Origin of the sequence: Pseudoalteromonas sp. HL-AS2, assembly GCF_031198805.1 — a bacterium.
In the GTDB taxonomy this organism is placed as follows: domain Bacteria; phylum Pseudomonadota; class Gammaproteobacteria; order Enterobacterales; family Alteromonadaceae; genus Pseudoalteromonas; species Pseudoalteromonas nigrifaciens.
On sequence record NZ_CP133571.1, the window covers coordinates 1,934,241 to 1,958,375 of the forward strand.

Sequence of the window (24,135 nt, forward strand, 5' to 3'; positions counted from 1 at the left end):
TTTATGGATTTTTCTCAAGGTCGTGCTAAAAGTAATTGTGCTATTAGCTGTAATAACTGCAGTATCAGCCAGTTATGCCTACCCTTTTCTCTTAATGGTCAAGAAATGGATAAGCTTGACGAAATAATCGAGCGCAAAAAACCATTACACAAAGGCGACTTTTTGTTTGAGTCGGGCGCGCCATTAAACGCTATTTATGCTGTGCGTTCGGGTTCGTTTAAATCTTATACTTTATCTGAGCAAGGCGATGAGCAAATTACAGGGTTTCATTTAGCCGGTGACTTAGTTGGTTTTGATGCAATAAGTAAAATGATGCACCAAAGTTTTTCACAAGCGTTAGAAACATCTATGGTATGCGAAATTCCGTTTGATACCCTTGACGAGTTAGCAGGCAGACTCCCTAAGTTACGCCAACAAATAATGCGCTTAATGAGTAGCGAAATTACCTATGACCAAGAAATGCTGTTACTGCTTAACAAAAAATCTGCCGAGCAACGCTTAGCCAGCTTTATTTTTAACTTATCTGAACGCTTTGGTGAGCGTGGTTTTTCTCGTAAAGAATTTCGCTTTACCATGACCCGCGGCGAAATTGGCAATTACTTGGGTTTAACCGTTGAAACAATTAGCCGTTTATTGAGTCGCTTTCAAAAAGCCGATTTAATAAAAGTTGAAGGCAAATTTATTACTATTTTAGATAACGATGCACTGGCCAAAGCAGCTGCAATAGTAAAGCCCCGCTAATTAGCCTACTTACGTTGTAATATTCAAACCATTTAATCCATTCGATTAAATGGTTTGATCTAGAACAATAATATTTTTGCTATCCCTTTCACTGTGCTCTATTTACGTTACACTCAAGGTACACCCGTAAAGTGAATGGAGCTTGCACATGAACACGATTAAACGCATTCTTGCGGTTATTGACCCCACCAAAGACGACCAGCACGGTTTAGCTCGTTCGATTGATTTAGCTAAAAAATCTGGTGCGAGTATTACCGCCTTTATGACGGTTTACGACTTTTCTTATGAAATGACTACAATGCTCTCTGGCGAAGAGCGCGAAGCTATGCGCAAAGCCGTGTTAAACGACCGCGAGCTTTGGTTAAAAGATTTAGTATCGCCTTATCAAAATGTTAATATTGATACACAAGTTGTTTGGCACAATCGCCCTTACGAAGCCATTATTAATACCGTTATTGAGCAAAAATTTGACCTTGTTATTAAAGGCACTCATCAACACAGTACACTTAAAGCCGTTATTTTCACCCCAACCGACTGGCATTTAGTACGAAAATGTCCATCTCCGGTTTTATTTGTAAAACAAATGGCATGGCCTGCAAATGGCAACATTTTAGCGGCTGTTAATGCAGTGAGCGAAAACGAGCAACACTTAGCGCTTAATAAACGTATTATTAAAGACGCACAATTTTTAGCAGAACTGGCCAACGCCCAACTAAACTTGGTGAACGCCTATCCTGCTACACCAATTAATATTGCCATAGAAATACCTGAATTTAACCCTGGCATTTATAACGAGTCGGTTAAAAAACATCATCATCAATCTACTAATGCACTGGCTGATGAGTTTAATTTACCCCCTGAGCAGTGCTTTATTGAAGAGGGTTTGCCTGAGGACGTTATTCCCGATGTAGCAAAACGTTTAAACAGCGAGTTGGTGGTTATTGGCACTGTAGGGCGTACTGGTTTAAGCGCGGCCTTAGTAGGCAATACTGCAGAGCATGTAATTGATAGCCTAGATTGCGATGTATTGGCACTCAAACCCGATGGTTATATAAGCCCACTCGCAAAAGATTAAATTTTGTTACCGGGCATTTTAAGTATATAATGCGCCCCTTTATTTTTAGCAAATAACTTTGCCGTATTGTTTAATAAGGGGGCGTAATTGTCTCATTCAGATCAAGCTAAAGCTCAATTTAACTTAACCAAGCTTCAAAAGCGTTTACGCCGCCAAACAGGTCAAGCCGTCATGGACTTTAACATGATTGAAGAAGGCGACCGCATTATGGTGTGCTTATCTGGTGGCAAAGATAGCTACACTATGCTCGACATGCTGCAACACTTAAAACGTGTAGCACCGATTAAGTTTGAGCTATTTGTTGTTAACTTAGATCAAAAGCAACCTGGCTTTCCTGAGCACGTTTTACCCCAGTATCTAGATAAACTAAATGTTGAATACAAAATTGTAGAAGAAGACACCTACAGCATAGTGACCGATATTATTCCTGAAGGTAAAACGACTTGTTCACTTTGTTCGCGCCTGCGCCGGGGTATTTTATACCGTACTGCTAAAGAGTTAGGTGCAACTAAAATTGCGCTTGGCCATCATCGCGATGACATGATAGAAACCCTATTTTTAAATATGTTTTACGGCGGCAAACTTAAAAGTATGCCAGCTAAGCTAATGAGCGATAACGGTGAACATATGGTTATTCGCCCACTTGCATACTGTAAAGAAAGCGATATTAGCCAATATGCGTTTGTACAGGGCTACCCTATTATTCCGTGTAACTTATGTGGCTCGCAAGAAAACCTACAGCGTAAACACACAAAAGATATGTTAGCTAAGTGGGACGCTGAGCACCCAGGTCGTATAGAAAGTATTTTTACCGCTATACAGAACGTTGTACCGTCGCATTTAGCAGATAACCAGTTATTTGATTTTACTAATTTGCAAACTGGCGAAGTAATTGATGGTGGCGATATTGCCCTAGACAAACCAGATATTCCAAAAGTGCCAATTAATAGCTTACAAGATGAAGATGCCAGCACAGAAGTGGTTACTATTAATCTGAGCTAACTTAAAGGTTATATATAAAAAGGGTTTGCCATGGCAACCCCTTTTTATTACCCCCACCTAAAAGCTTAATCATTCAAGCTTTAAACGCTCATATAAACCAGATGCCCTAGACACACTTTTATTCATTGCCAGTAACAATACTTTTTTATCTGCCACCAGCTCAAAGGTATTTTTAGCACGCGTTATGCCGGTATACACTAACTGCCTATTTATCCCCATGCGGGCTTGTTTTAGCGGCGGCAATACCATGGCGGTGTAGCTAAACTCTGATCCTTGTGATTTATGTATAGTCATTACATATACTTTGTCGTGCGCAGGTAAGCGTGCTGCCGAAAACGCCCGTTGATTCCCCTGCTCGTCTATAAATAGTGCTTTAAGCTGGCCGCTTTCATCGGGCATTAAAATACCAATGTCGCCATTAAACAACTTAAGCTGATAATCGTTTTGGCTTACCATTATTGGCATACCGGTATAATGGCGCTGATTCGGGCTTAGGGTAATAAGTCCTTGTTGTTGCAAAACGCGCTCAATACGCTGATTTAAACTATTAACTCCGTAATCACCTTCACGCACCGCGGCCAGTAACTGATAACTTGCAAAGGCTTTATGCACCTCTGCAACGCTTGCACCTTGAGCAATTAAACTAAGGTAATGTGTGTATTTACTTGCAGCGCTTTTAACCAATTTTTCGATAGGTTTAGCTATAAAGTCGTAATCTAAAATCACATCCTTAAAACGCCCCTCAACACTTTCTTGCTCAACGTAATTTAAAACACCTGTGTTATTGGTATTTACCGCTAACGCAAGTTGACCAATACCACTTTGTGCATCAAAGCGGTAGCTGTGTTGTAAAAATGCAATGCAATCGGCAAGTTTAAACGCGCTATTACTTTGCGCTATTAACTTAGCCTCGCCGTTAAAGCATAAATTATTTAGCTCATCGCATCGTGCAGGTGAATAACCAGGTGTTTGCCCCAGTGCTAACCCTTGGCATAAGTCGCTCATTACGCTGCCGGTGTCTACCGAGGCCAGCTGATCTTTATCACCTAAGAGTATTAACCGTGCATGTGCAGGTAATGCCTCAATTAGTTTTGCCATCAGCGATAAGTCGACCATTGAGGCTTCATCTATAATCAACACATCTAAATGCAGTGGATTCGCTTTGTTGTGCCTAAACTTATTGGTAAAGGGTTTTACCCCTAATAACCGGTGAATAGTTTGCGCACTTTCGGGGATTAACGTTTTAATATCAGCGGGTATATTAGTGAGCTTATCTTTAGCGCCTAAAATTGATTCGCTTAAGCGCGCTGCGGCTTTACCTGTGGGTGCCACCAGCTTAATACTCAGCGGTGCGGTTTTGTAAAGCGACTGTAAAATGGCGAGCAACTTAGTCACTGTGGTCGTTTTACCAGTACCTGGGCCGCCAGTAATAACGCTAAAACCTTTGGTGGCTGCAATAGCACAGGCTACTTTTTGCCAATCGGTGGTAATGTTTGCATCGGGTGTAAAATATTCATTAAGTAGCGCAGCTAATAACTCATTATTTATATTAAGTTTACGCTCGCTCATTGTTAGTAAACGGCTCGCTAATGTTTGCTCGTATCCGGCAAGGCGCGCAAAATAAAGGCGTTGATTAAACAGTTGCAGTGGTTTGTTGTCTCCAACGCTTGTATGGTTTTGTAAATAGCTAAGCACCTGCTCATAATTAAACCCTTCACTAAACGGGCTTAGCTTATCTGGCACGCTCCCTTGTGCTTTACTAAAGTCGCTGCGGCGTAAATTAAAAGGGTTACTCCAATCAACCTCGTTTAAGGTTAAACAACTATGCTGGCTTTGCTGCGATAAACACAGTAATAGCACCAGGTAAAACATTTCATTGTGCGCCTTTTCGCTATCGCTGTTACTTTTACTGAGCATTTCAGCTAACTTTACATCCACAATGCGAATGCGGTTTTCGCTAAGTAAATAAGTAAGTAAAGGTACTGCTGTGCTTAAAGTAGGGTTTTGCTCATTTAGCTCAAGCTCCTGCTCTAACCCTTGATCAAACTCTTGATCAAACTCTTGATCAAAAAGGCCCGGTTGATTATTTAGTTCACTCATAACATGGCTCCTTGGCTAAACAAGCCATCTAAAATAGTCACTTGCTCAGTGGTAAGCTTTTTAAAGTACACACCTTGCCCAGCTGGCATGCCACGTAAAAAGGTGTAATACACGCCGCCTAAATGAGTTTCAACTGAGTAATCAGCTATACGCTGTTTTAGCAAACGATGCAGCGCTACGGTGTAAATTAAATACTGTAAATGGTACTGGTGGCTACTCATGGCTTGCTCAAGCATATCGTGCTCGTAATCAGCAGCGTTACTACCTAAGTAATTAGATTTATAATCTAAAATATAATATTTACCTTGGTGGCAAAATATTAAATCGATAAAACCTTTTAACAGCCCTTTTACGTGGCTAAATTCGAGCTTACTGTGCTCAAAACCAAAATGTTTTATAAGAATTTCATTAAGCTGCGGCGCACTTAAACTTTTAAGCGGTAAGTTAAACTCCATTTCTACTAGGCAATCGCTTGGCGCTAGTTGGCTTAAGCTCAGGCCATTACTATTAACTAAAGAGCTGTTACCTGAGATATTATTACCTGAGGTACTATTACCTGAGGCATCAGCATTAACATTGCTATCGCCATTAAGCGGGCAAGCAAGAACGTCTAATATCCACTGCTGAGTAACATCTTGCCAGTGTTCACTAATATGGTACTTCTCTAGGCTGCGTTTAATAACGTCTGCTAAATTGTGCTCTTTATTAACTGGGTGCTCTATTGGGCTAGTAAAATCTATTTGCTCAAAAATTTCGTGTAAACAACTCCCCGGTTTTGCCCCTTTAGGAAAGCTATACGCAGAAGGTGCTTCGTCTTCTTGTACGGCAAATTCATCTTTTTCATGATCCTCATCACTGCGCCCAGGCGCTAGGTGGTCGATATGCTTTTTAAAGCTCAGCGCACTAAAGCTAGTTGCTCGCCAATTACGCTCAATATTGGCTGTTACATTATTTATACTCAATGTTTGCTGAGCATCAACGTTATTATTAAAGCTTAAAGTACCTTGAGCTAATAAATCCTCTGAGGTGAATTGCTGATAATCCATACCTGTATGCTCGCTGCAAAAATCGGCTAAATGGTTACGCCAAATTTGACTGCTCGTAATTTCAAGCCCTGCAAATAACACATGCCCCAGGGCGCTGCTTTGTATTGCCAAACGGCTACTTTGCCCCTGGCCAATGTTATACATGCCAATAGCACAAAAGTGTACCGCGCGAGTGAGTGCTACATACAGTAAGCGTAAATCTTCGGCAAGGCGCTCTTGCTCTGCTTTTTGCAGTGCGTCATCCCCTTTACTTAAATCGTAAATTAGTGTGCCATTATTATGATACAGCGCTTCTTTTGTTTCACGATAGCCACTAGCAAAGGGCATAAATACCAGCGGATACTCAAGCCCTTTTGAGGCGTGCATAGTCACTATTTTAACTAAATTAGCGTCACTCTCTAGGCGTACTTGCACTGTTTCGCCATCTTGCTGGCTTACCTTTTGTGCAAACCAGCGCAGTAAACGCAGTGTGCCCTCAAGCTCAATTTGTTTTTGCTGTAGTATTTCGCCAAGGTGCCTAAAGTCGGTAAGCCAGCGCTCAACGTTGTAGCCTAAGCCTTGCCATTTAGCACTAAGTTGATTGTGGCTCATTAAGCGCTCAAGCATTGCCATAGCGCCTTGCTTGTTCCAAATATGGTTAAGTTGCGCAAAAAAGTTTAAGTGCTCTTGCCATTGTGCCTCGTCATCTGCCAGTGCATATATTTCGTTATAGCTTAAACAAAATAACGGCCCTGCTAACACCCCACGTAATAGCGACTCATCATACTGGCCATGCAACGCAGTTAAAAAATTAAGTAAGTGATGGCTAAGCTCTTGGCTAAACACACTCTCGCGCGATAAATACACGCTGGCAATTTTAGCGTTGCTTAAGGCCTTTTTCATTATTTGCGCCTCAACACGGTCACGCACTAATATACAAATATCTGCAGCGCTTACTGGCTGTTCACCAATACAGGCTCGCCCTTGCTCGGCCTGCGTTAGTAAAGTGACTATTTTATTGGCAAAAAAGGTGGCTAAGTGCTGCTGCCCAATGGCTTTGCCTGTCGGCTTGTTTTTTTCATCTGCGGCGGTGTCGCTAAATACACAAAATTCAAACGCAGTGGCTGCTTGTCCGTCAATCAAAAACGACTCGTCAGCTTTTTTACCTTTAGCTGCTACTGCATTAAACGGTATGGCATCGTTATAAATAAAACTGTTAGCGTGCTTACCAAATAAGCTGTTTACGCTGCTTACTACATCGCTGCTAGATCGAAAGTTAGTGCCTAGCGTAAATTGCTGCTGTTTTTGCACCGCTTCCTTGGCACCAATATAGGTAAAAATGTCTGCGCCCCTAAAACCATAAATAGCTTGTTTAGGATCGCCAATCATCGCCAGTGTAGTGTGCTCTTGCTGGTAAATTTTACTAAAAATACCATACTGAATCGGATCGGTATCTTGAAACTCATCTATCATAGCCACCGGAAACAACTGAGCAATTTTTTGCTCCAGTACATTGCCTTGCTCGTTATTTAATGCGCTGTGTAAATTGCTAAGTAAATCATCTGGGGTGATCACGCTTTGCTCTTGCTTGCGCTTTATTACGGCTGCTTTTACCCACTTTGCCGCATGCTGCACAACAGCAATTGCTAACCCTTGGTTTATGGTGTTATTAAGTGCAGCAAGCTCGTCAAATTGACTCAGTAATGAATGTGTAAACAGTGGCTGATTTTTTTTATAATTGCTTATATCGCTTAAGTTTTCGCTACTCCATATCTCAAACGAGTATTTACTAGTACCAAATTCAAAAAACAAATCGCCGCCTAAACAAAAAGCTTCAAGTGCTGCAAGGCTGCCTTTGCGCCCTGGCGTTTTAGAACCACTTAAGCCAGAGCCTTTAATAGCAGCTATAAACTCTTGTTCTAACACCGCTTTTTTAAATGCAGGTATTCGGCTTATATACTCGTCACGCGCTTGCCATACGTCATCTAAGTTTACTTGCGGGGTAATTTGCGCATTGGCTTTATTTAAAATACTCGTCACTTTGCCAAACAAAGCTTCTGGCGCGGAAAATACACCTAAAATAGCATCGGTTTTTTCTTTATTGAGTGGATATACAAAGGCGCGCCAAAAATCTTTAATGGTTTCGAGCAATATGTCGCGCTCATCCAAAATAAACTCTAAGTTAAACGCCACACCCGACTCAAACGCGTGTTGTTTTAGCATGCGCTGACAAAAGCCATGAATGGTAAAAATAGCCGCTTCGTCCATCGATTTAGCCGCTGCATCGAGTAAATCAAAGGCGCGGTGTTTATCATCAACGGCAGCTATAACTCCTGCTATAAGCTCATCTTTTGGATCTTGCCCAAGAAGTGCATCGCGCGCGGTGATAATGCGATTACGCACGCGGTCTTTAATTTCTTGCGTGGCAGCATCGGTAAAAGTTACCACCAGTATTTGCTCAACGCTTAGCGGCTTATTTAATAGCGAGTTTGCATCATCGGCTATTTGCATTCCCAATAAGTAACGTAAATATAGGCCAGTAATTGTATACGTTTTACCCGTACCGGCACTGGCTTCAATTAAGCTTTGCCCTGTTAGTGGCATAGTAAGTGGATTAAGCGCTTGCATGGTCACTCTCCTTAGCGTGTGCAAATAACGGGGCGAGTAATTTATCGCTCCACTGTATAAACTCGTCTTGGCAATCGTTGAGCGATTGTACCGTTAAGCGAATATAGGGGTTTTCACCCTCGCCTCGCCCTATGTATTGCGGGCTAAATTTACTCATGGCTTTTGCTATATCGCCGCCGCTTTTTACGTACTCGTAACCACTTACCGGAAAAAACGCCACGGGTTCGTTGCGCAGTGCTTTGTATAACTCAAACCAATCAAGTAACAATGCATCGGCATCGGTTTTACTTATTGGCGCAAAGGTAACTTGTTTATCAAGCCCAAGTATTAGCGTTTCTACTTGTTGCTCCATACTTTGCGCTACTAGGTGATAAATAAAGCCTTTAATTAAATCTTTCGCTTTTATACTAGCGCTGCGATAAAACACTTGTTTTTGCAAATAAATATGGTTTAACCAGCCTTCTATTTTAGTGTTTTCTAGTTCGAGGGCTACCTCTATAGGGTCGCTTTTGCCCCCTTTAATTTGCTCTTTCACTTGCCCTGCCAATGCGTCTACTCGGTGCTGCATGCTCTCAAATATTAAGCTACCTACGTTGGCTTGTGGTAGTTCGCCGCGTTGCAATATTTGTTCTGTACTAAGTGGCAGCTCGTTAATGTTGGCTTCGAGTATTTCATCAAGGTAAAAATAGCGGCGCAATGCGTCTAGGCTAAAGGGCTCTTCGTCTTTTACTACTTCGTTAAATTGCGGTAATCGCAATCCTAAACTTTGTTGATAAAAGCTTTCTTGGGCGTTGCAAACACTGCGAATAAACACATCGAGCTCTAACTGCTCAGGCGGTGTTGCATTAAGCGCGCTCACGACTTGTGGGGTTATTGACTCACTTGGCAGCCAAATTGGATTATAGCTGTGGTTGCTCAGCACAGTGTTTGCTTGCTCATTGGCTAAATAATAATGGCTATTAAAGGGCTGTAAATGCTGCTGGCTAATTAAACACTCTGGCAGTGTTTTTTCGCTGTCGTCGCTTAATGCAAAGCTACGCCCAATATATTCTAGCAACTCGCTCACAAGGGTTGATGGCATGCGCGGTTGGTTGTCAAAACACGAGCGACCAATGTAACTCATGTATAAGTTATCGCGGGCACTGAGTAGCGCTTCTAAAAATAAGTAACGATCATCTAATTTACGTGATCGGTCACCTTTTTGTTTTTTAGAATAAGGCACTAAGTCAAAACCAATCGGCTGTACGTTACGCGGGTAGTCGGCATCATTCAAACCCAGCATACACACCACTTTAAATGGCACGGCGCGCATTGGCATTAGGGTACAAAAGTTAACTTGCCCCACTAAAAAGCGCTGCCCTACGCCTTTTTCTTGAATGCCTTGTTTAATTAAGTAACTAACAATACGCTGCGACACCGCTTTGCTGTAATCACCATTATTATGATGCTTTTGTAACTCTTCGAGCACGTTTTGCAGCACCAATAAATCCCAGCTGTCGTCGCTTTCGCTCTCGTAAATTGCACTAAGCAACTCGCTTAAAACATGCGCTTTGTTGGTAAGCGTATCGTCGGGCGTTAATTGCTCTTTAAAGCTTTGTAGCACATCAATAAAGTGCACTAGCTTATTAAGCGTATCAAGCGCCATGCCTTCTACTTCATCGGCGCTATAAATGCCGTTAAACGGGCATTGCTCGTCGCGCATGGCAATACCTAGTAATAAACGGTTAAGCCCGTGTTGCCAGGTGTTTAAATCGATAGCGGGTAAATCAAAGCTGCTTTTATGCTCGGCATTTATGCCCCATTTTACGCCAACACGTTCCAGCCAATATTGAATTTGCTCGTACTCGTGTGCCTCAAGGCCAAATTTTTCGGCTATTTGCGTCACTTGTAATAAATCGAGAATATCCGACACGCCAAAGCGCGAAAACGGTAAATTAGCTAAACTCGCAAACGAGCTAAGTACGGGTTTTTCTTGCTCTATGGCTAAATCGGCCAATGCGTAAGGAATAAAGCGGCTACCTTGTGCACCACCAAAAACGGCTTCAATGTACGGGCTGTAAGTGCCTACATCGGGCATCATTACTATTATGTCTTTGGGAGTAAGCGCAGGGTTTTGATTAAATAAATTAAGTAAGTAGTCGTGCAGACGCTCAACTTCTCGAAGCGGTGTATGGCAATCGCTTAGCGTAATGCTGGTGTCGGTTGCACTTATAGGCAATTTACCTTCGTCGTTTATAAACCACTCTTTGTTATCGGTCAGTGACTCACCTTTAAACGCCAACTGATAAATTTCACTTTGTATTTGCCCAAGTAAGGTGTCATCAAACACATCAATAAAGCCATCAACCCAACGGGCATCTAGCTGTACTAGCTGCTCAAAGTAGTCGCGACCTAATTTACCCCACGAGGATAACAGAGGGTTGCCTATAAAGTAGTATTCTTCATCGGGATTAGTTTGCTTTTTTTGCTGCGCTTCCACCAGCGGCATTTTGGCGTATTTTGCACTTATTTTAGCGGCGGTTTTTTCATCAATAATATCGCCCCAATAATGCTCACTGGGATTAAAAAAGAATAAAAACACCTCGGTTTTTTCACTCAGCGCTGTAAATACTTCAAGCTGCGAGCTGGCAATGGCCGATATACCAAATAAACTAATGCGTTGTGGTAATAAGCTGTTGTCCATTGTCTCAAGCGCTGCCAGCAGTTGTCCTTGCATATTCGCGCGATGAAACTGACTTTGCCCAAGCTCTAGGCTTAACTGTACAATGCGTCGCCATAAATCAGGTTGCCACGGGGCTATGGTTACATCAACATCATCAAGTTCATCTGTACCGCTATCCCATGTGGCAATCCAATGCGGGCGGTACATTAAATATTGGTCGTACACGTCGGCTATTTTTTCACACAAGGCAAAGGTTTTTTGGCCGTCAATATCGCCCTCTAAATAGGTTTTTAGCGGTAAATACAGTGGCTCATCAATACAGCTTGGTAAAATAGCAAACAGTTTCCATGCAAGGTTGGGTTTATTAAACGCCGACTCTTTAGGTACATTTGGTAAAAGTTGCTGATACAACTGCCAAATAAAGCTCGAAGGCAGCGGAAAATCCACCTGCGCCGCTACACCTAAGTTTTCGCTCAAACCAATTTTTAGCCACTGCGACATACCCGGTGACTGCACCAGTACCACTTCTTTGTCGAATGGGCTTGCTAATGGGTTGGTTTTTAATAACTGATGAAACTGCGCTTGCAGTGCTTCCATACGGTTTGATTGAATAATATTGAGCATACTTACCTGTCCTTGCTTGAGATAAAACGAGTGTAAGATATTTTCAATTACAGGGGTAGCGATTAGCGCAAATTGGCTTTAATAAATCAGCGGGTTAGTTAAATTTTATACGCACAGTAGTGATGCTATTTACTGTGCGTTTTATAAGGGCGATAATTAATAAGGGCTAATGCTTGAGAGTTTAAACTGACTTTGCATTATTGCTTTACCATCAATATCTTTGAGCTGTAATGAAATTGACGGGTCGGCTTGTTGCCAGTCTATGCTTAAATCGCCGTAATTAACCTGGTGGGTAAAGTCCCCTATTCGGTGTGTGTTAGGGCTTACATTTTTCCATTTTTCGGTTAGGCCAGAACTGGTCATTTCTATTAGTGGGTAGTCAAGGTTGTGCTTATACTGTGAAATTTCGCCCCAGTGGGTATCGCCGCTAATAATAACTACGCCGTTTACTTTATGCTTTTTGATCAGTGTAAATAAACGCTTTCGATCGTCGGGGAAATTAGCCCACGACTCCCACCCTGTAAAATCGGGAAGTAGCTGTAAGCTTGAGGCAATTAGCTTTATAGCCGCGGGCTTTTTAAGCTCTTGTTCAAGCCATTGCCACTGCGCCTCACCAAGCATTGACGCGCCTTTAACATGACTTGGGCTATACGGGCCTTGATTATTTAGTTTGCGCTTAGTGTCGTACTCCAACTTACTTACTGCGTTTAACGCATCTCGGTTCCAGCGCAAATCTGGCATAATCACCTGCACAGTTTGCTCACCTTCACCATACGTATACGAGGTATAAATACCATCGGGGCGAGTGCGTCGTGGTGAGTTTGCAGGTTCTTGCCAAAAATCGAGCATAATTTGCCGCGACTCTTCTTTATGCGGATACTCTTTACCTGCATCGTTTTGGCCATAATCGTGGTCATCCCACATAGCTATAATAGGCGTTTGCGCTTTTAGTGTTTTAAAACCGGGCTTTGCCCCTAAGCGCTGGTATTTATTAGCAAGTACGCTCATATTATTGGTGTCGCCATAAATATTGTCACCTAAAAATATAAATAAATCGCTCTGCTCTTTGTTTATAGCATCGAATATAGGAATGTTTTTATCTTGATGCCCGCACGAGCCAAATAATATTTTAGAGGGAGCACTCAAAGCACTAAAGCTTACAAGTAAGTTGGTTAATACTACCGCGGTTATTATTTTCATTTTACAATCTCATTAATCGCCGGTGCCATATTCAAATTTATCTGCTTTGGATTTTGCCCAAGCGCCTTTAACACTGTTGCGGCAATTTGCGTTTGTTTTAGCTCAGTAGTTGTTTTAACTAAGCCTTGGCCTTTTATTGCAGGGCCAATCGCGGCAAGCCAAATATGTTCGGAGCCTATAATGCCCTCGGGAAACTTATTTTCGCCTAAATGCAGTGCTGCTAAGGCGCGTTTTGAACTGTGATGCTGCCAGTCGCTTGCGTTACTACCACGGCCATGATCTGTGGTAATAATGAGGGTAGTGTTATTTTTATAACCCGGTGTTGTTTGAATGGTATTCCATAAATCAGCTATAAAAGCATCACTTTGTTTTGCCGATTTTAAATACGCGTGGTAATCACCATCGTGAGCAAAGTCGTCGGTCTCTCCTAAACTTATTACTAATAATTTTGGTTTTTTAGCTAACATATACGCCTTAGCAAACCGATAAGTAAAACTGTCTAATCGTACATTACTCCAAGGGCTCGGAATTTCATTTTGCATGGCATTTAAAAGTGGCGCATTTTCAAATAAATCCTCCTCAATTGGCATAAATCCGGCGTTAACATATACCTTACTGCGCTCTGTATTAAGTATTGAAGGAAATACATCCCAGCTACCAAATAAGGCGGTGTTATTTTTAAACGCGGGTTGGCGCTCCAAACGCTCTAATATAGTGTGATTTGGGTTAGGGATTTTATCATTACTATTAATACCTTCATCTACCTCACCGCTAAGTATTTCGTTATAACCGGGATACGAAAAATACCACGGGTTACTTACCGACATATTAGAGCCTTGCTCTCTATTACCAATTATTACCCCTTGCTTAGCTACAATTTGGGTAATAAACGGCATCAGCAGTTGCTGGCGTTTTGCAGAGCTGTTATGCCAAAACTCTGTATTTAGCTGCTCTGGCTTTTTAACAAAATCGGAATTATTAATAAGGTTTTTATCAGCGCCACTAAACACCTCTTGCCAGCGCACACCGTCAAGCGTTACCAACACTACATTTTGATCAGCTGTTTGTACTGCCGCTGCAAAGTCGCTTCCTAGGGCAATTAAACTAAATACACTTACTTTTAAAATCGTTTTCATATTGTTACCGGCCTATTTTTATAATAAAAAGCCCATTAATAATGGGCTTAAAATAATTTATATTACGACTTAAAAATCTGCAGTAAACGTAACCGCAGCAGTACGAGGCGCACCAATAAAGTAAGTAGTCCCATTACCTGTGCCACCTGCTAAGTAGCTTTTATCGGTTATGTTATAAACAACAAACGAGAGATCAATGGCTTTAAATGGCCCTGCGTCTACATCGGTTGAGTAACCGGCATTAAAGTCGAGTACCGTGTAGCCGTCTACTTTATTGCGTGCTCGCGTGCCTTCGTCTTGCCATGCACCTAAACGCTCACCTGTGTATTTAGCCGACAAACCAACACGAAAGCCGTCACTAAAGTAATCGGTAGATACAACCAATAAATCTTCCGATGTATCTATTAAGCTATCGCCTTTTTTAAAGCTTGGCGCTGCAGTATTGCCATCTTTATCTTGTAGTAATACGCCTTGTGAGTCATATGCATTTGGATCATCAGACGAATATTCAGAGCTGCTATTGGTATACGACGAATAAACACTCCAGCTTGGTGTGAGCATATAGCTTGCAGAGAGCTCTAACCCCTTAGAATCGATGCCCCCTACATTTATGTATGAACCATTAGTGCCAATAGTGTAGTCAATTCCGCCTGAATCACTGCCTGGTGCAATAAAGGTAATGCGGTTATCAAACTTAACGCTGTAGGCCGTTGCGCTTAGCGTTAATTTATCGGCTTGGTAGCGTACACCAAAATCAATGTTTTTTGCTGTTTCTGGTTCTATTTCAGTCAGTGTTGAACTGTCGCGCTCCAGTACCCCGTCTTTAATTGCAGCAAAGTTTTCGCTGTAACTTGCAAATAGTTCGGTATCGTTATTTAACTGGTACAGCGCACCACCACTAAATAAAACATCAGAGTCGCTGTCTACTTTATCTGAGCTTTCGTTAGCAAAGTGGTCGTACTTTTGTAACTCAACTAAATACTGTTTAGCGCCAATATTTAAGGTTAAATCACCTAAGTTAATAGAGTCTTGGATGTACCATTTGAACGTATCTGTATCAAAGGTATTTTTGTACTGAGTCCAGTAAGGGGTGTTTTCAAAATGATGAAAAATACGCGCATCAATTACTTTGTGCCAATCACGCGACTCTTCTCGCTCACTTTGCTCATACCAAAAACCAGCCTCAATATCGTGATCACCAAACGTCGCTTGATAGTTAGCGGTTACGCCTAAACGATCTTTTTTGTAATGGGTATGGCGATAAGACATAACGGGCGTTGCTGTATCGTCGTAACATGCCGGATTTAAATCAGGCCCCGACTCCCACGGCCAACTTAAACTTGCTGTACAGCCTGAGTTAGGTGCAAGTGGGTTACCCTCGCTATCAGCAAAACCATAAGAGCCAGCATTAGTACCGCCTTGTGTTGTTGGCTCGCCGTTTTCATCAACTGGGGTTGTTAAATATGGTGGGATCCAGTCACCACGCCCCGAGTTTTTATGATAATAAGGGCTGATCGTTAATAGTGATGTGGGCGAAATTGCATATTCAAACTTTAAATAACCTAAGGTATTTTCACGTAGCGTCCCCCAACCTTCAGCAAACATTTGATCAAAATGCGGAACCCCTGTCCAGTTCCACGTTAATTGATCCCAATTAGGTGTTTGCTCAAATTGTTCAATACTCACGCTGTTGTAGTTAGTTTCGCTTACATCGTCGTAAGATAAACGTCCGGTTAGGGTTAAATCGTTAAAATTAGATACAAACTTAAGCTCAGCATGTTGGTTGTCTTTACCGCCATTACTTCCCGAGCCAATCCAACGGCTGGTGTCGGTTTGCGAGTAGCTTACGTATGCTTGGGTATTATCAAAAACAGTGCCTGTTTCGTGCTTAATATAATAACGCGAGGCGTCGTGGCTGCCCGATGTATAGGCAAACGTAGTGCCTTTTTCGAGACTGGGATCTTTACTTACAAAATTAAATGTACCGCCTAGCGCTTCCAGCGATGCCGATTTAATATCAGACGTACCTTGGCCTACTTCAACTGTAGCCAGGTTTTCGCTGTCTAGGTAACGGTTAGCTTTAGCGCCGCCACCGTAATTAGAGCCACCATTGGGTATGCCATCTACTGTCATCCCTAATTGCTGTTGGTTACCGTCAATACTAAAACCACGCATTGTAATTGTGGTAGACCAGTCGTCACCACCAAATGCATCACCTTCGTTTATGCTAATACCCGGTAAATTATCAATCACCGACAATATACTTGCTACCGAACTTTGTTGCTCAAGCATTGCAGGCTCAATAACGTTGTTAGCGTAGCTGGTAGGCTTAGCGACTACGGTTATTTCTTCTATAGTTTTGTCGTTTGCATAAACAGATGTTGATACAGCCATGGCTATAGCCATACTCAAAAGCGATTTGTTTTTTAAAGCGTACATTGTTGTCCCGTTTAGTTTTAATTATTAAAAATTAATTATTATGAAAACGGGAGCAGTATGAGTTTTAAATATGACAACGGGGATGAACTTTATTTACATAAAAATTAAACAAATATGGGAAATTTATGGCAGGAATATGTACAAAAAAAGACAACCCAAAAGTAAGCTTATGGGTTGTCTTAAAAATCGTTTTAAATAATTATAAAACTAATAGTTACACCAGCTCGCTAAGCATATCGGCATTGTATTCTACCAGCGGTTGATTATTACTAATTTTGCTTATGTAGTCTGGGTTTGCAATAAGTGGGCGACCAATGGCAATTAAGTCAAACTTAGCGTCGTTAATCGCCTCTTTTGCTGTCTCAAAACTATAGCTACCCACACCTACTAACGTACCTTTGTAGCCTGCGCGTAAAAATTCAGAGGTATTTTTGCCTTCAAGCGAGTCAAAACGCATGCTGTCGTCAAAAATTCCACCGTGTAAGTAAGCAAGATCTTTTGTGTCTAATTCAGCTAACAAATAATCAAATACGGCTTTGTCGCGGCTATCCTCGGTCATATTAAAATAAGCACCCGGCGTTACACGAATAGCGGTACGTTCGTTTCCAACGACAGCAATAACTGCGTCGGTTACTTCAAGCGCAAAACGCGCCATGTTCTCAGGCGTTTGGCCGTATTCATCATTGCGCTCATTTGCTGCATAATGTAAAAACTGATCAATTAAATAACCGTTAGCACCGTGAATTTCTATGCCATCGAAGCCTGCTTCTATTGCGTTTTCGGCTGCTTTTGCGTAATCGGCTACTAAGCTTTTAATATCATCTGTGGTTGCCGCTTTTGGCGTAATGTAAGTAAGCTCACGCATGCGCGGAACAGTCCCTTCTACACCAATTGCTGATGGCGCAAGTACATCGCCATCAAAAAAGTGTGGGTGAGCAACACGGCCAACATGCCAAAGCTGGGCAAATATTTTGCCGCCATTGGTATGTACTGCGTCGGTTACTTTTTTCCAGCCCTGAATTTGCTCACTAGTAAATAAACCCGGCGTATTAGGATAGCCTTGCGCGTCTGGGCGAATAATTGTCGCTTCGCTAATAATTAACCCTGTATCTGCACGGCGCGCGTAGTAGTCAACCATAGCTTGAGTTGGCACTAGGTTATCATCAGCCATACTGCGCGTTAACGGCGCCATTAATACGCGGTTTTTAAGCTCAATTGTGCTGTTTAATTTATACGGGGCAAGTAAATCAATCGACATTGTGGATCCTTTGTGTGGGAATGGCTAAGCACTAAATGCTCAACCTAAATAGCAAGTATGGTGTGTAAATGCGGCCATTTGGTAAACATTCAAGGGTATTTTTGAATGAACGCTCAAATTAATAATAAAACTTATACTTACAGAGCCGTAAATTAGATCTATATAGGGTAAATTAAATAATAACTTTTCACCACACTGTCATATAACTCGATATACTTACACTTAATACCAAGCCATAAACTTAGAGTAAGCAAATTATGACAACAGCAAATAACACAGAACAACACGACGTAATTTTAGGCCTTGGTGCCAAAAAACGACTCGCTTTTATGTTTGAAACCACACAGCAATTTAAACAAGTATGGATTTTAAACGATGACGATGGCTGCGTTATGCTCACCAACGAAGATGACGACTGCGTACCCGTATGGCCAACTCGCGAGTTTGCACAAGCATGGGCCACTGGCGAATGGGAAGGTTGTACGCCTAAAGCTATTCCCACACAAGATTGGATAAACCGCTGGACACCCGGCTTAGAAGACGACGACTTACTTATTGCCGTTTTTCCAACCGAAGACGACGACGGCACTATACTGTTTCCGGATGAGTTTGATACACAATTAAAAATGCCAAAGAAAAAATATTAAGCACTTTCCCTCAAAACAGTAAAGCCATGCTCACAATAATGGTTTTACTGTTTTATACAGCCCCTTTGCACTTGCGGCCCTTATTAAATCCTCGCTTTATATTACTAAGCTATAAATTTCCGTCCAATTAAATCGCCCGCTAAATAGCATAATATTGTAACTATTAATGACCAACACGCCCTAAATATTAAAATAAAATATACATTTTAAATAATTATTAACTATATTTTTAAATACAATAAATTATGGTTTTTTTAATCGCTAACTTTTAGCCAAATAACGTCGGCAAACCGATTTAAAGCAATAGGAAAATGGTTTTTCAGGCGTATAATCCACACACTTTTATACCCTAGGGTCAAATTATGTTTCAACTCCGTCTCATTACTATTTTAAGCGCTATCTTAGCGCTATTTGCTTGCTCTGAGCCAGTACCTGAACCAGCTAAACAAACAACCGCTAAAACCACTGCTGTTGAAAAAGCAACCAGCCAAAATGCAACTAGCATTACTACAAAAGCAACGGCCGAACCACAATCAGATATACAAAAAGCGCTAAGCAATGCGCCAGTAATTACTAACCTATCAGCAAGCCACCCAAACACCTTACCAACGCCAAATATTAACGATTTAGATAATAGCCCTGAATCTGATTTAATTCGTTACGGGCGTTTATTAGTTATCGATACCTACCGCCAATTACCCGAAAACGTTAATAACAAACTAAACTGTAGTTCTTGCCACCTAAACGAAGGCCGCGTAGCTAACGCAGCCCCTTATGTAGGTATGAACGTGGTTTATCCTAAGTTTCGTAGCCGTAATGCTAAAATAAACACTATTGAAGATCGTATTAATGGCTGTTTTCAACGCTCAATGAACGGCCAACCATTAATAACCGACTCTACACAAATGCAAGCTATGGTCAGCTACATGAACTTTTTATCGCAAGATATTAAAACGAAAGATGACTTAAAAAGTAATAATGGTTTTATAGCAATTAACAAAGACCTAGAGCCAAACGCAGAAAATGGCAAAACACTGTATGCGCAGCACTGTGCAAGCTGCCATCAAATGGACGCCAAAGGTTTATACCCTAGTGGCACTTATATGTTCCCAGCAGTAGCAGGCGATAACTCATTTAACGACGGTGCAGGTATGGCACGTACTTATACCGCCGCTGCATTTATAAAAGGCAACATGCCACTTGGCCAAGAAGGTATTTTAACTGACCAAGAAGCCGTTGATATTGCATTTTACTTTAGCCACCTAGCACGCCCAGCATTTGCCGCTAAAGCAAACGACTGGCCTGAAGGCGGCGCACCAAAAGACGTACGCCGTTAATAGTATTAACCACGGTTAAATAATAAAACCAAAAAGCCAGTTGGATTAACCCACTGGCTTTTTAATAACATATATAATTTTATTACAGGCACAAAAAAGGACGTCATGAGACGTCCTGATATTGAATAATGGTGGAGGGAGAGGGATTCGAACCCTCGTTAGGGATTAACCTAAACACACTTTCCAGGCGTGCGCCTTCAGCCACTCAGCCATCCCTCCACGGCGTTGCTACATACTAGGTAGTGCAACAAGCGCGCTATAGTATGAAATAGCCGCCATAGGTGCAAGGCATTTTTAGTTTTGAGCTTTTAACTGCTCACTTATCATTCATATTTTTTATGCTGTGCACAAAAAACGGCTATGCGGGTGGCATAACCGTTTTTTAAGCGTTAACTTAACGTGCGTTTTTATATTCGTTAACTTTACTTTGCCATTGTGGCGGTAAAATCAAGCATGCGGTTAAGTGATTTAAGTGCGCCTTCGCGTAAGCCCATGTCAACAAACACTTCTTTACCTTTGGGGTCTATCAGAGCTTCTTCAATCGCTTTTAAGCCGTTCATTGCCATCCAAGGGCAATGCGCACATGTTTTACATGAAGCGCCTTCACCGGCTGTTGGAGCGGCGAAGAATTCTTTGTCTGGGCATAGTTGCTGCATTTTATAAAAAATACCGCGGTCAGTTGCTACAATAAACTTTTTGTTGCTCATTGTTTGCGCTGCTTTTATTAACTGGCTGGTTGAACCAACTGCATCAGCAAGGGCAACAATTTCCTCTGGCGACTCTGGGTGTACGAGTACGCCCGCATCTGGGTGCAGCGCTTTCATGTCTTTTAGAGCTTTAGTTTTAAACTCGTCATGAACGATACATGCACCATTCCACATGATCATATCAGCGCCGGTATTCTTTTGAATATAGCTACCTAGGTGCTTGTCTGGGCCCCAAATTATTTTTTCACCTAGTTCATCTAAGTGCTCAACAATTTCCAGTGCACACGATGAGGTTACAATCCAATCTGCACGCGCTTTTACTGCGGTAGAAGTATTTGCATACACTACTACTGTGCGGTCGGGGTGCTGATCGCAAAACGCTGAGAATTCATCTACCGGGCAACCTATGTCTAACGAACAAGTCGCTTCGAGCGTTGGCATAACCACGGTTTTGTTAGGCGTTAATATTTTTGCGGTTTCACCCATAAAACGCACACCCGCTACAATGATCATGTCGGCATCGTGACGTGTACCAAAACGCGCCATTTCTAGCGAGTCGGCAACGCAGCCGCCGGTTTCTTCGGCTAGTGCTTGTATTTCAGGATCGGTATAGTAATGGGCAACTAATACGGCATTTTTTTCTTGCAGTAGTTGCTTTATACGTGCTTTGTATTCGCCTTGTTCGTTTTGTGTTAACGGTGCTGGCTTAGGAGGGAAAATATAGCCTTCAGGCATAATAGTTTGAGCTAGACTCATGTTCTCGACCACTTCATCTATATTGCATTAATTACGATGAATTATACGAGAATATAAAGCTAAATAACAGCTATCTGCTCAAGGTGTTTATAAATAAAAAGTTGAAGTTTTAAAAAGACACTATTAAGAAGGGATTGTCTAAAAATGGTGGGGCATGATGGATTTGAACCATCGACCAATTGATTAAAAGTCAACTGCTCTACCAACTGAGCTAATGCCCCCCTTTGATAACTAATTAGCAAGGCTGCTAGTTAGTTGATTGCGTAAATCCGCCGACTAATACTTTACTTTCACTGCTCATAGAATGGTGGGGCATGATGGATTTGAACCATCGACCAATTGATTAAAAGTCAACTGCTCTACCAACTGAGCTAATGCCCCGCTCTATGCACTTAATTTAATTAAGCTTACGTAAATCCGCCGATTCCAGCCATTCTTAAATATAAAGAATGGTGGGGCATGATGGATTTGAACCATCGACCAATTGATTAAAAGTCAACTGCTCTACCAACTGAGCTAATGCCCCGCTCTGATAACTAACTAGCAAACCTTGCTGTTTAGTTACTTGCGTAAATCCGCCGACTAATACTTTACTTTCACTGCTCATAGAATGGTGGGGCATGATGGATTTGAACCATCGACCAATTGATTAAAAGTCAACTGCTCTACCAACTGAGCTAATGCCCCGCTCTATGCACTTAATTTAATTAAGCTTACGTAAATCCGCCGATTCCAGCCATTCTTAAATATAAAGAATGGTGGGGCATGATGGATTTGAACCATCGACCAATTGATTAAAAGTCAACTGCTCTACCAACTGAGCTAATGCCCCGCTCTGATAACTAACTAGCAAACCTTGCTGTTTAGTTACTTGCGTAAATCCGCCGACTAATACTTTACTTTCACTGCTCATAGAATGGTGGGGCATGATGGATTTGAACCATCGACCAATTGATTAAAAGTCAACTGCTCTACCAACTGAGCTAATGCCCCGCTCTATGCACTTAATTTAATTAAGCTTACGTAAATCCGCCGATTCCAGCCATTCTTAAATATAAAGAATGGTGGGGCATGATGGATTTGAACCATCGACCAATTGATTAAAAGTCAACTGCTCTACCAACTGAGCTAATGCCCCGCTCTGGGTACTTAATTTAATAATTAATTAAGCTTACGTAAATCCGCCGATAATAGACCATTATTACTATAAATATAATGGTGGGTCATGATGGATTTGAACCATCGACCAATTGATTAAAAGTCAACTGCTCTACCAACTGAGCTAATGACCCGCTCTATTTTTGTCGCATTTCGAGTGGGGTAACCATTCGTTTGCTGCGGGCGCTTATAATACTTATTTATAAAATGAGTGCAACCGAAATTGTCTCTTTTTTTAAGTTTTTATGCTTAGCTGAACAATTTTAGACCGCTTATGACAAAAAGCAGCCTAATCAAGTCTCTTGTATTAATTTTATAAGCGCTTTGTGGCCAATTTTGCAGCAGTGGTACTTGGATACTGATTAATTAAATCGTTCAGTATTTTTTGCGCTTCGGCTGCTAAATTTTGCTCTTGTAGCAAAGTACCTAACTTTAACATGGCATCTGGGCGCTTATTTGAATTTGGAAATTCATTAACCACCACTTTAAAATGCTCCGTTGCTTTAGCTGGGTTATTTTTTATCGTGAGCAGCTGCCCAAGCCAATAATGTGCATTTGATGCATACACAGAATTTGGGTAGGTAGTTAAAAAAGTTTGAAACTCTGGGATCGCCTGATCATAGCGTTTATCTTTCATTATTAACGCAACAGCACGCTCGTATGCTTCGTTTTCAGATAAATCGGCACTGTATGTCTGAGTATCGCTTGCTTGCGTGTGATCAACTCCAGGCGCTGTGGCAGCCGGTTGACTATAAGCTTGGCTTACGCGGTTTTCAATTTCTTGATAAAGCTCGCGCTGACGCTGCAGCACTTTTTCTAGCTTATAACTTTGCTCTTCGGTTACACCACGAATTTGGCTTACTTCATCTTGCAATAAATTAAGCTGTTGCTGTAACTCAACTTGTAAAAAGTTACGTTGTTGCATCATATTCTCTAACGACGCTAAACGCTTTTCAATACTCGATTGTGAACTTGCAGCTTCTGAAACAGGAGCGGGAGCAGCCATTAACTGGGTGCTCCCGCTCAATATCATGGCTGCCAAAATAATTTTCGGCTTCATAATATCTCTTATCTTAGTAAACTAGTACCGCACGGCGGTTTTTAGCGAAAGCTGATTCAGTGCGAGATTTAACCATAGGTTTCTCTTCACCGTAGCTTACCACTGACATTTGGCTTGCAGAAACACCTAAGCTTTGTAGGTATTTTTCAACTGCTTGGCCACGGTGCTCACCTAGCGCAATATTGTACTCTGGCGTACCGCGCTCATCTGCGTGGCCTTCAATAAGTACTTTAACAGATGAGTTTTGAACTAAAAACTCAGCGTGTGCGCGTAATAAATCAGCGTACTTGCCTTCAACTGTCGCTTTATCAAAATCAAAGTAAATTACTTGCTCTTGACGAAGTGCTTCGTATTTTTGACGAAGTTGCTCTTCTGCACGTTGCTCTGGCGAAATTGTCGCTACTTCAACTGTGTCAGTATTTGTTGATTGCTCAACCATACCTTGATTTGATTGGTTAGCTGCGCCTTCATCTATATCTGAAGATGAGCTACAAGCTGCTAAAGCCATTACTGGCACAGCAATTAGCAGGCCTTTAAGTATTTTATTAAGTTGCATTGAGTAGATTCCTATTTTGAGTAA

At 41.7% G+C, this 24,135-nt stretch carries 15 protein-coding genes and 9 tRNA genes; 5 read left to right on the forward strand and 19 right to left on the reverse strand.

Going from position 1 to position 24,135, the window contains the following annotated elements; translation table 11 throughout:
- Positions 1 to 3: 3 nt before the first annotated feature.
- From RB215_RS09040 to ttcA, 3 genes are all read left to right on the forward strand, one after another.
- Entirely contained in the window at positions 4 to 741 is a 738-nt protein-coding gene (locus RB215_RS09040) for an FNR family transcription factor (protein ID WP_058373651.1), read from the forward strand.
- A gap of 148 nt (positions 742 to 889) precedes the next feature.
- Complete coding sequence (gene uspE / locus RB215_RS09045; RefSeq protein WP_011328525.1) at positions 890 to 1,816, forward strand: universal stress protein UspE; 927 nt, start codon at positions 890 to 892, stop codon at positions 1,814 to 1,816.
- Between the two features lie 87 nt (positions 1,817 to 1,903).
- The gene (ttcA, locus tag RB215_RS09050; RefSeq protein ID WP_089368461.1) at positions 1,904 to 2,818 is read left to right on the forward strand and encodes a tRNA 2-thiocytidine(32) synthetase TtcA; all 915 of its coding nucleotides are present in this window, start codon (positions 1,904 to 1,906) and stop codon (positions 2,816 to 2,818) included.
- A 69-nt stretch (positions 2,819 to 2,887) separates the two neighbouring features.
- Here the strand turns inward: ttcA and recD are convergent, their stop codons facing one another.
- From recD to RB215_RS09085, 7 genes are all read right to left on the reverse strand, one after another.
- Positions 2,888 to 4,918, reverse strand: a complete 2,031-nt coding sequence (gene recD / locus RB215_RS09055) for an exodeoxyribonuclease V subunit alpha (RefSeq protein WP_309216245.1) — start codon at positions 4,916 to 4,918, stop codon at positions 2,888 to 2,890.
- Positions 4,915 to 8,571 carry an exodeoxyribonuclease V subunit beta gene (recB, locus tag RB215_RS09060; protein ID WP_309216246.1) on the reverse strand — a complete coding sequence of 1,219 codons (3,657 nt, stop codon included), beginning with the start codon at positions 8,569 to 8,571 and terminating at the stop codon, positions 4,915 to 4,917. Before recB ends, recD begins: the two co-directional genes overlap by 4 nt.
- Entirely contained in the window at positions 8,558 to 11,857 is a 3,300-nt protein-coding gene (gene recC / locus RB215_RS09065) for an exodeoxyribonuclease V subunit gamma (RefSeq protein ID WP_309216247.1), read from the reverse strand. Before recC ends, recB begins: the two co-directional genes overlap by 14 nt.
- Positions 11,858 to 12,013: 156 nt before the next feature.
- Positions 12,014 to 13,057 carry an alkaline phosphatase D family protein gene (locus RB215_RS09070; RefSeq protein WP_011328534.1) on the reverse strand — a complete coding sequence of 348 codons (1,044 nt, stop codon included), beginning with the start codon at positions 13,055 to 13,057 and terminating at the stop codon, positions 12,014 to 12,016.
- On the reverse strand, positions 13,054 to 14,193 hold the full coding sequence (locus tag RB215_RS09075) for an alkaline phosphatase family protein (protein WP_309216249.1): 1,140 nt from the start codon (positions 14,191 to 14,193) through the stop codon (positions 13,054 to 13,056). Before RB215_RS09075 ends, RB215_RS09070 begins: the two co-directional genes overlap by 4 nt.
- 69 nt (positions 14,194 to 14,262) lie before the next feature.
- On the reverse strand, positions 14,263 to 16,632 hold the full coding sequence (locus RB215_RS09080; protein WP_309216251.1) for a TonB-dependent receptor domain-containing protein: 2,370 nt from the start codon (positions 16,630 to 16,632) through the stop codon (positions 14,263 to 14,265).
- 214 nt (positions 16,633 to 16,846) lie between these two features.
- The gene (locus tag RB215_RS09085; RefSeq protein ID WP_011328537.1) at positions 16,847 to 17,890 is read right to left on the reverse strand and encodes an alkene reductase; all 1,044 of its coding nucleotides are present in this window, start codon (positions 17,888 to 17,890) and stop codon (positions 16,847 to 16,849) included.
- 257 nt (positions 17,891 to 18,147) lie between these two features.
- Here RB215_RS09085 and RB215_RS09090 point away from each other — a divergent pair, with 257 nt between their 5' ends.
- Together RB215_RS09090 and RB215_RS09095 are read left to right on the forward strand one after the other, a co-directional pair.
- Positions 18,148 to 18,537, forward strand: coding sequence for a DUF2750 domain-containing protein (locus RB215_RS09090; RefSeq protein WP_011328538.1), 390 nt, complete (start codon positions 18,148 to 18,150; stop codon positions 18,535 to 18,537).
- Between the two features lie 362 nt (positions 18,538 to 18,899).
- A complete protein-coding gene (locus RB215_RS09095; RefSeq protein ID WP_309216252.1) occupies positions 18,900 to 19,874 on the forward strand; it encodes a c-type cytochrome in 975 nt (324 codons plus the stop codon).
- 129 nt (positions 19,875 to 20,003) lie between these two features.
- On the opposite strand, the gene RB215_RS09100 is transcribed toward RB215_RS09095, so the two are convergent.
- The 12 genes from RB215_RS09100 to pal all read right to left on the reverse strand — a co-directional run bounded on the left by RB215_RS09100 (position 20,004) and on the right by pal (position 24,111).
- Positions 20,004 to 20,093, reverse strand: a tRNA-Ser gene (locus RB215_RS09100).
- 203 nt (positions 20,094 to 20,296) lie between these two features.
- Positions 20,297 to 21,337: a quinolinate synthase NadA gene (gene nadA / locus RB215_RS09105; protein WP_182683347.1), complete on the reverse strand. Its 1,041-nt coding sequence runs from the start codon at positions 21,335 to 21,337 to the stop codon at positions 20,297 to 20,299.
- 145 nt (positions 21,338 to 21,482) lie between these two features.
- A tRNA-Lys gene (locus RB215_RS09110) sits at positions 21,483 to 21,558 on the reverse strand.
- 84 nt (positions 21,559 to 21,642) lie between these two features.
- Positions 21,643 to 21,718: transfer RNA gene (locus RB215_RS09115), tRNA-Lys, on the reverse strand.
- A gap of 69 nt (positions 21,719 to 21,787) precedes the next feature.
- A tRNA-Lys gene (locus RB215_RS09120) sits at positions 21,788 to 21,863 on the reverse strand.
- Between the two features lie 85 nt (positions 21,864 to 21,948).
- A tRNA-Lys gene (locus tag RB215_RS09125) sits at positions 21,949 to 22,024 on the reverse strand.
- A 69-nt stretch (positions 22,025 to 22,093) separates the two neighbouring features.
- Positions 22,094 to 22,169, reverse strand: a tRNA-Lys gene (locus RB215_RS09130).
- 85 nt (positions 22,170 to 22,254) lie between these two features.
- Positions 22,255 to 22,330 (reverse strand) — tRNA-Lys (locus RB215_RS09135).
- A 69-nt stretch (positions 22,331 to 22,399) separates the two neighbouring features.
- A tRNA-Lys gene (locus RB215_RS09140) sits at positions 22,400 to 22,475 on the reverse strand.
- 78 nt (positions 22,476 to 22,553) lie between these two features.
- Positions 22,554 to 22,629 (reverse strand) — tRNA-Lys (locus tag RB215_RS09145).
- Positions 22,630 to 22,808: 179 nt separating this feature from the next.
- Positions 22,809 to 23,555, reverse strand: a complete 747-nt coding sequence (ybgF, locus tag RB215_RS09150; RefSeq protein ID WP_011328541.1) for a tol-pal system protein YbgF — start codon at positions 23,553 to 23,555, stop codon at positions 22,809 to 22,811.
- Positions 23,556 to 23,568: 13 nt separating this feature from the next.
- On the reverse strand, positions 23,569 to 24,111 hold the full coding sequence (pal, locus tag RB215_RS09155) for a peptidoglycan-associated lipoprotein Pal (protein WP_011328542.1): 543 nt from the start codon (positions 24,109 to 24,111) through the stop codon (positions 23,569 to 23,571).
- Positions 24,112 to 24,135: the final 24 nt, after the last annotated feature.

Bases quoted from the DNA above. Each gene is read 5' to 3' on its own strand.
- RB215_RS09080 (WP_309216251.1), bottom strand. From the start codon at position 16,632: ATGTACGCTTTAAAAAACAAATCGCTTTTGAGTATGGCTATAGCCATG.
- RB215_RS09070 (WP_011328534.1), bottom strand. From the start codon at position 13,057: ATGAAAATAATAACCGCGGTAGTATTAACCAACTTACTTGTAAGCTTT.
- RB215_RS09040 (WP_058373651.1), top strand. From the start codon at position 4: ATGGATTTTTCTCAAGGTCGTGCTAAAAGTAATTGTGCTATTAGCTGT.
- uspE (WP_011328525.1), top strand. From the start codon at position 890: ATGAACACGATTAAACGCATTCTTGCGGTTATTGACCCCACCAAAGAC.
- RB215_RS09095 (WP_309216252.1), top strand. From the start codon at position 18,900: ATGTTTCAACTCCGTCTCATTACTATTTTAAGCGCTATCTTAGCGCTA.
- recD (WP_309216245.1), bottom strand. From the start codon at position 4,918: ATGAGTGAACTAAATAATCAACCGGGCCTTTTTGATCAAGAGTTTGAT.
- pal (WP_011328542.1), bottom strand. From the start codon at position 24,111: ATGCAACTTAATAAAATACTTAAAGGCCTGCTAATTGCTGTGCCAGTA.
- ybgF (WP_011328541.1), bottom strand. From the start codon at position 23,555: ATGAAGCCGAAAATTATTTTGGCAGCCATGATATTGAGCGGGAGCACC.
- RB215_RS09085 (WP_011328537.1), bottom strand. From the start codon at position 17,890: ATGTCGATTGATTTACTTGCCCCGTATAAATTAAACAGCACAATTGAG.
- recC (WP_309216247.1), bottom strand. From the start codon at position 11,857: ATGCTCAATATTATTCAATCAAACCGTATGGAAGCACTGCAAGCGCAG.
- RB215_RS09075 (WP_309216249.1), bottom strand. From the start codon at position 14,193: ATGAAAACGATTTTAAAAGTAAGTGTATTTAGTTTAATTGCCCTAGGA.
- recB (WP_309216246.1), bottom strand. From the start codon at position 8,571: ATGCAAGCGCTTAATCCACTTACTATGCCACTAACAGGGCAAAGCTTA.
- nadA (WP_182683347.1), bottom strand. From the start codon at position 21,337: ATGAGTCTAGCTCAAACTATTATGCCTGAAGGCTATATTTTCCCTCCT.
- RB215_RS09090 (WP_011328538.1), top strand. From the start codon at position 18,148: ATGACAACAGCAAATAACACAGAACAACACGACGTAATTTTAGGCCTT.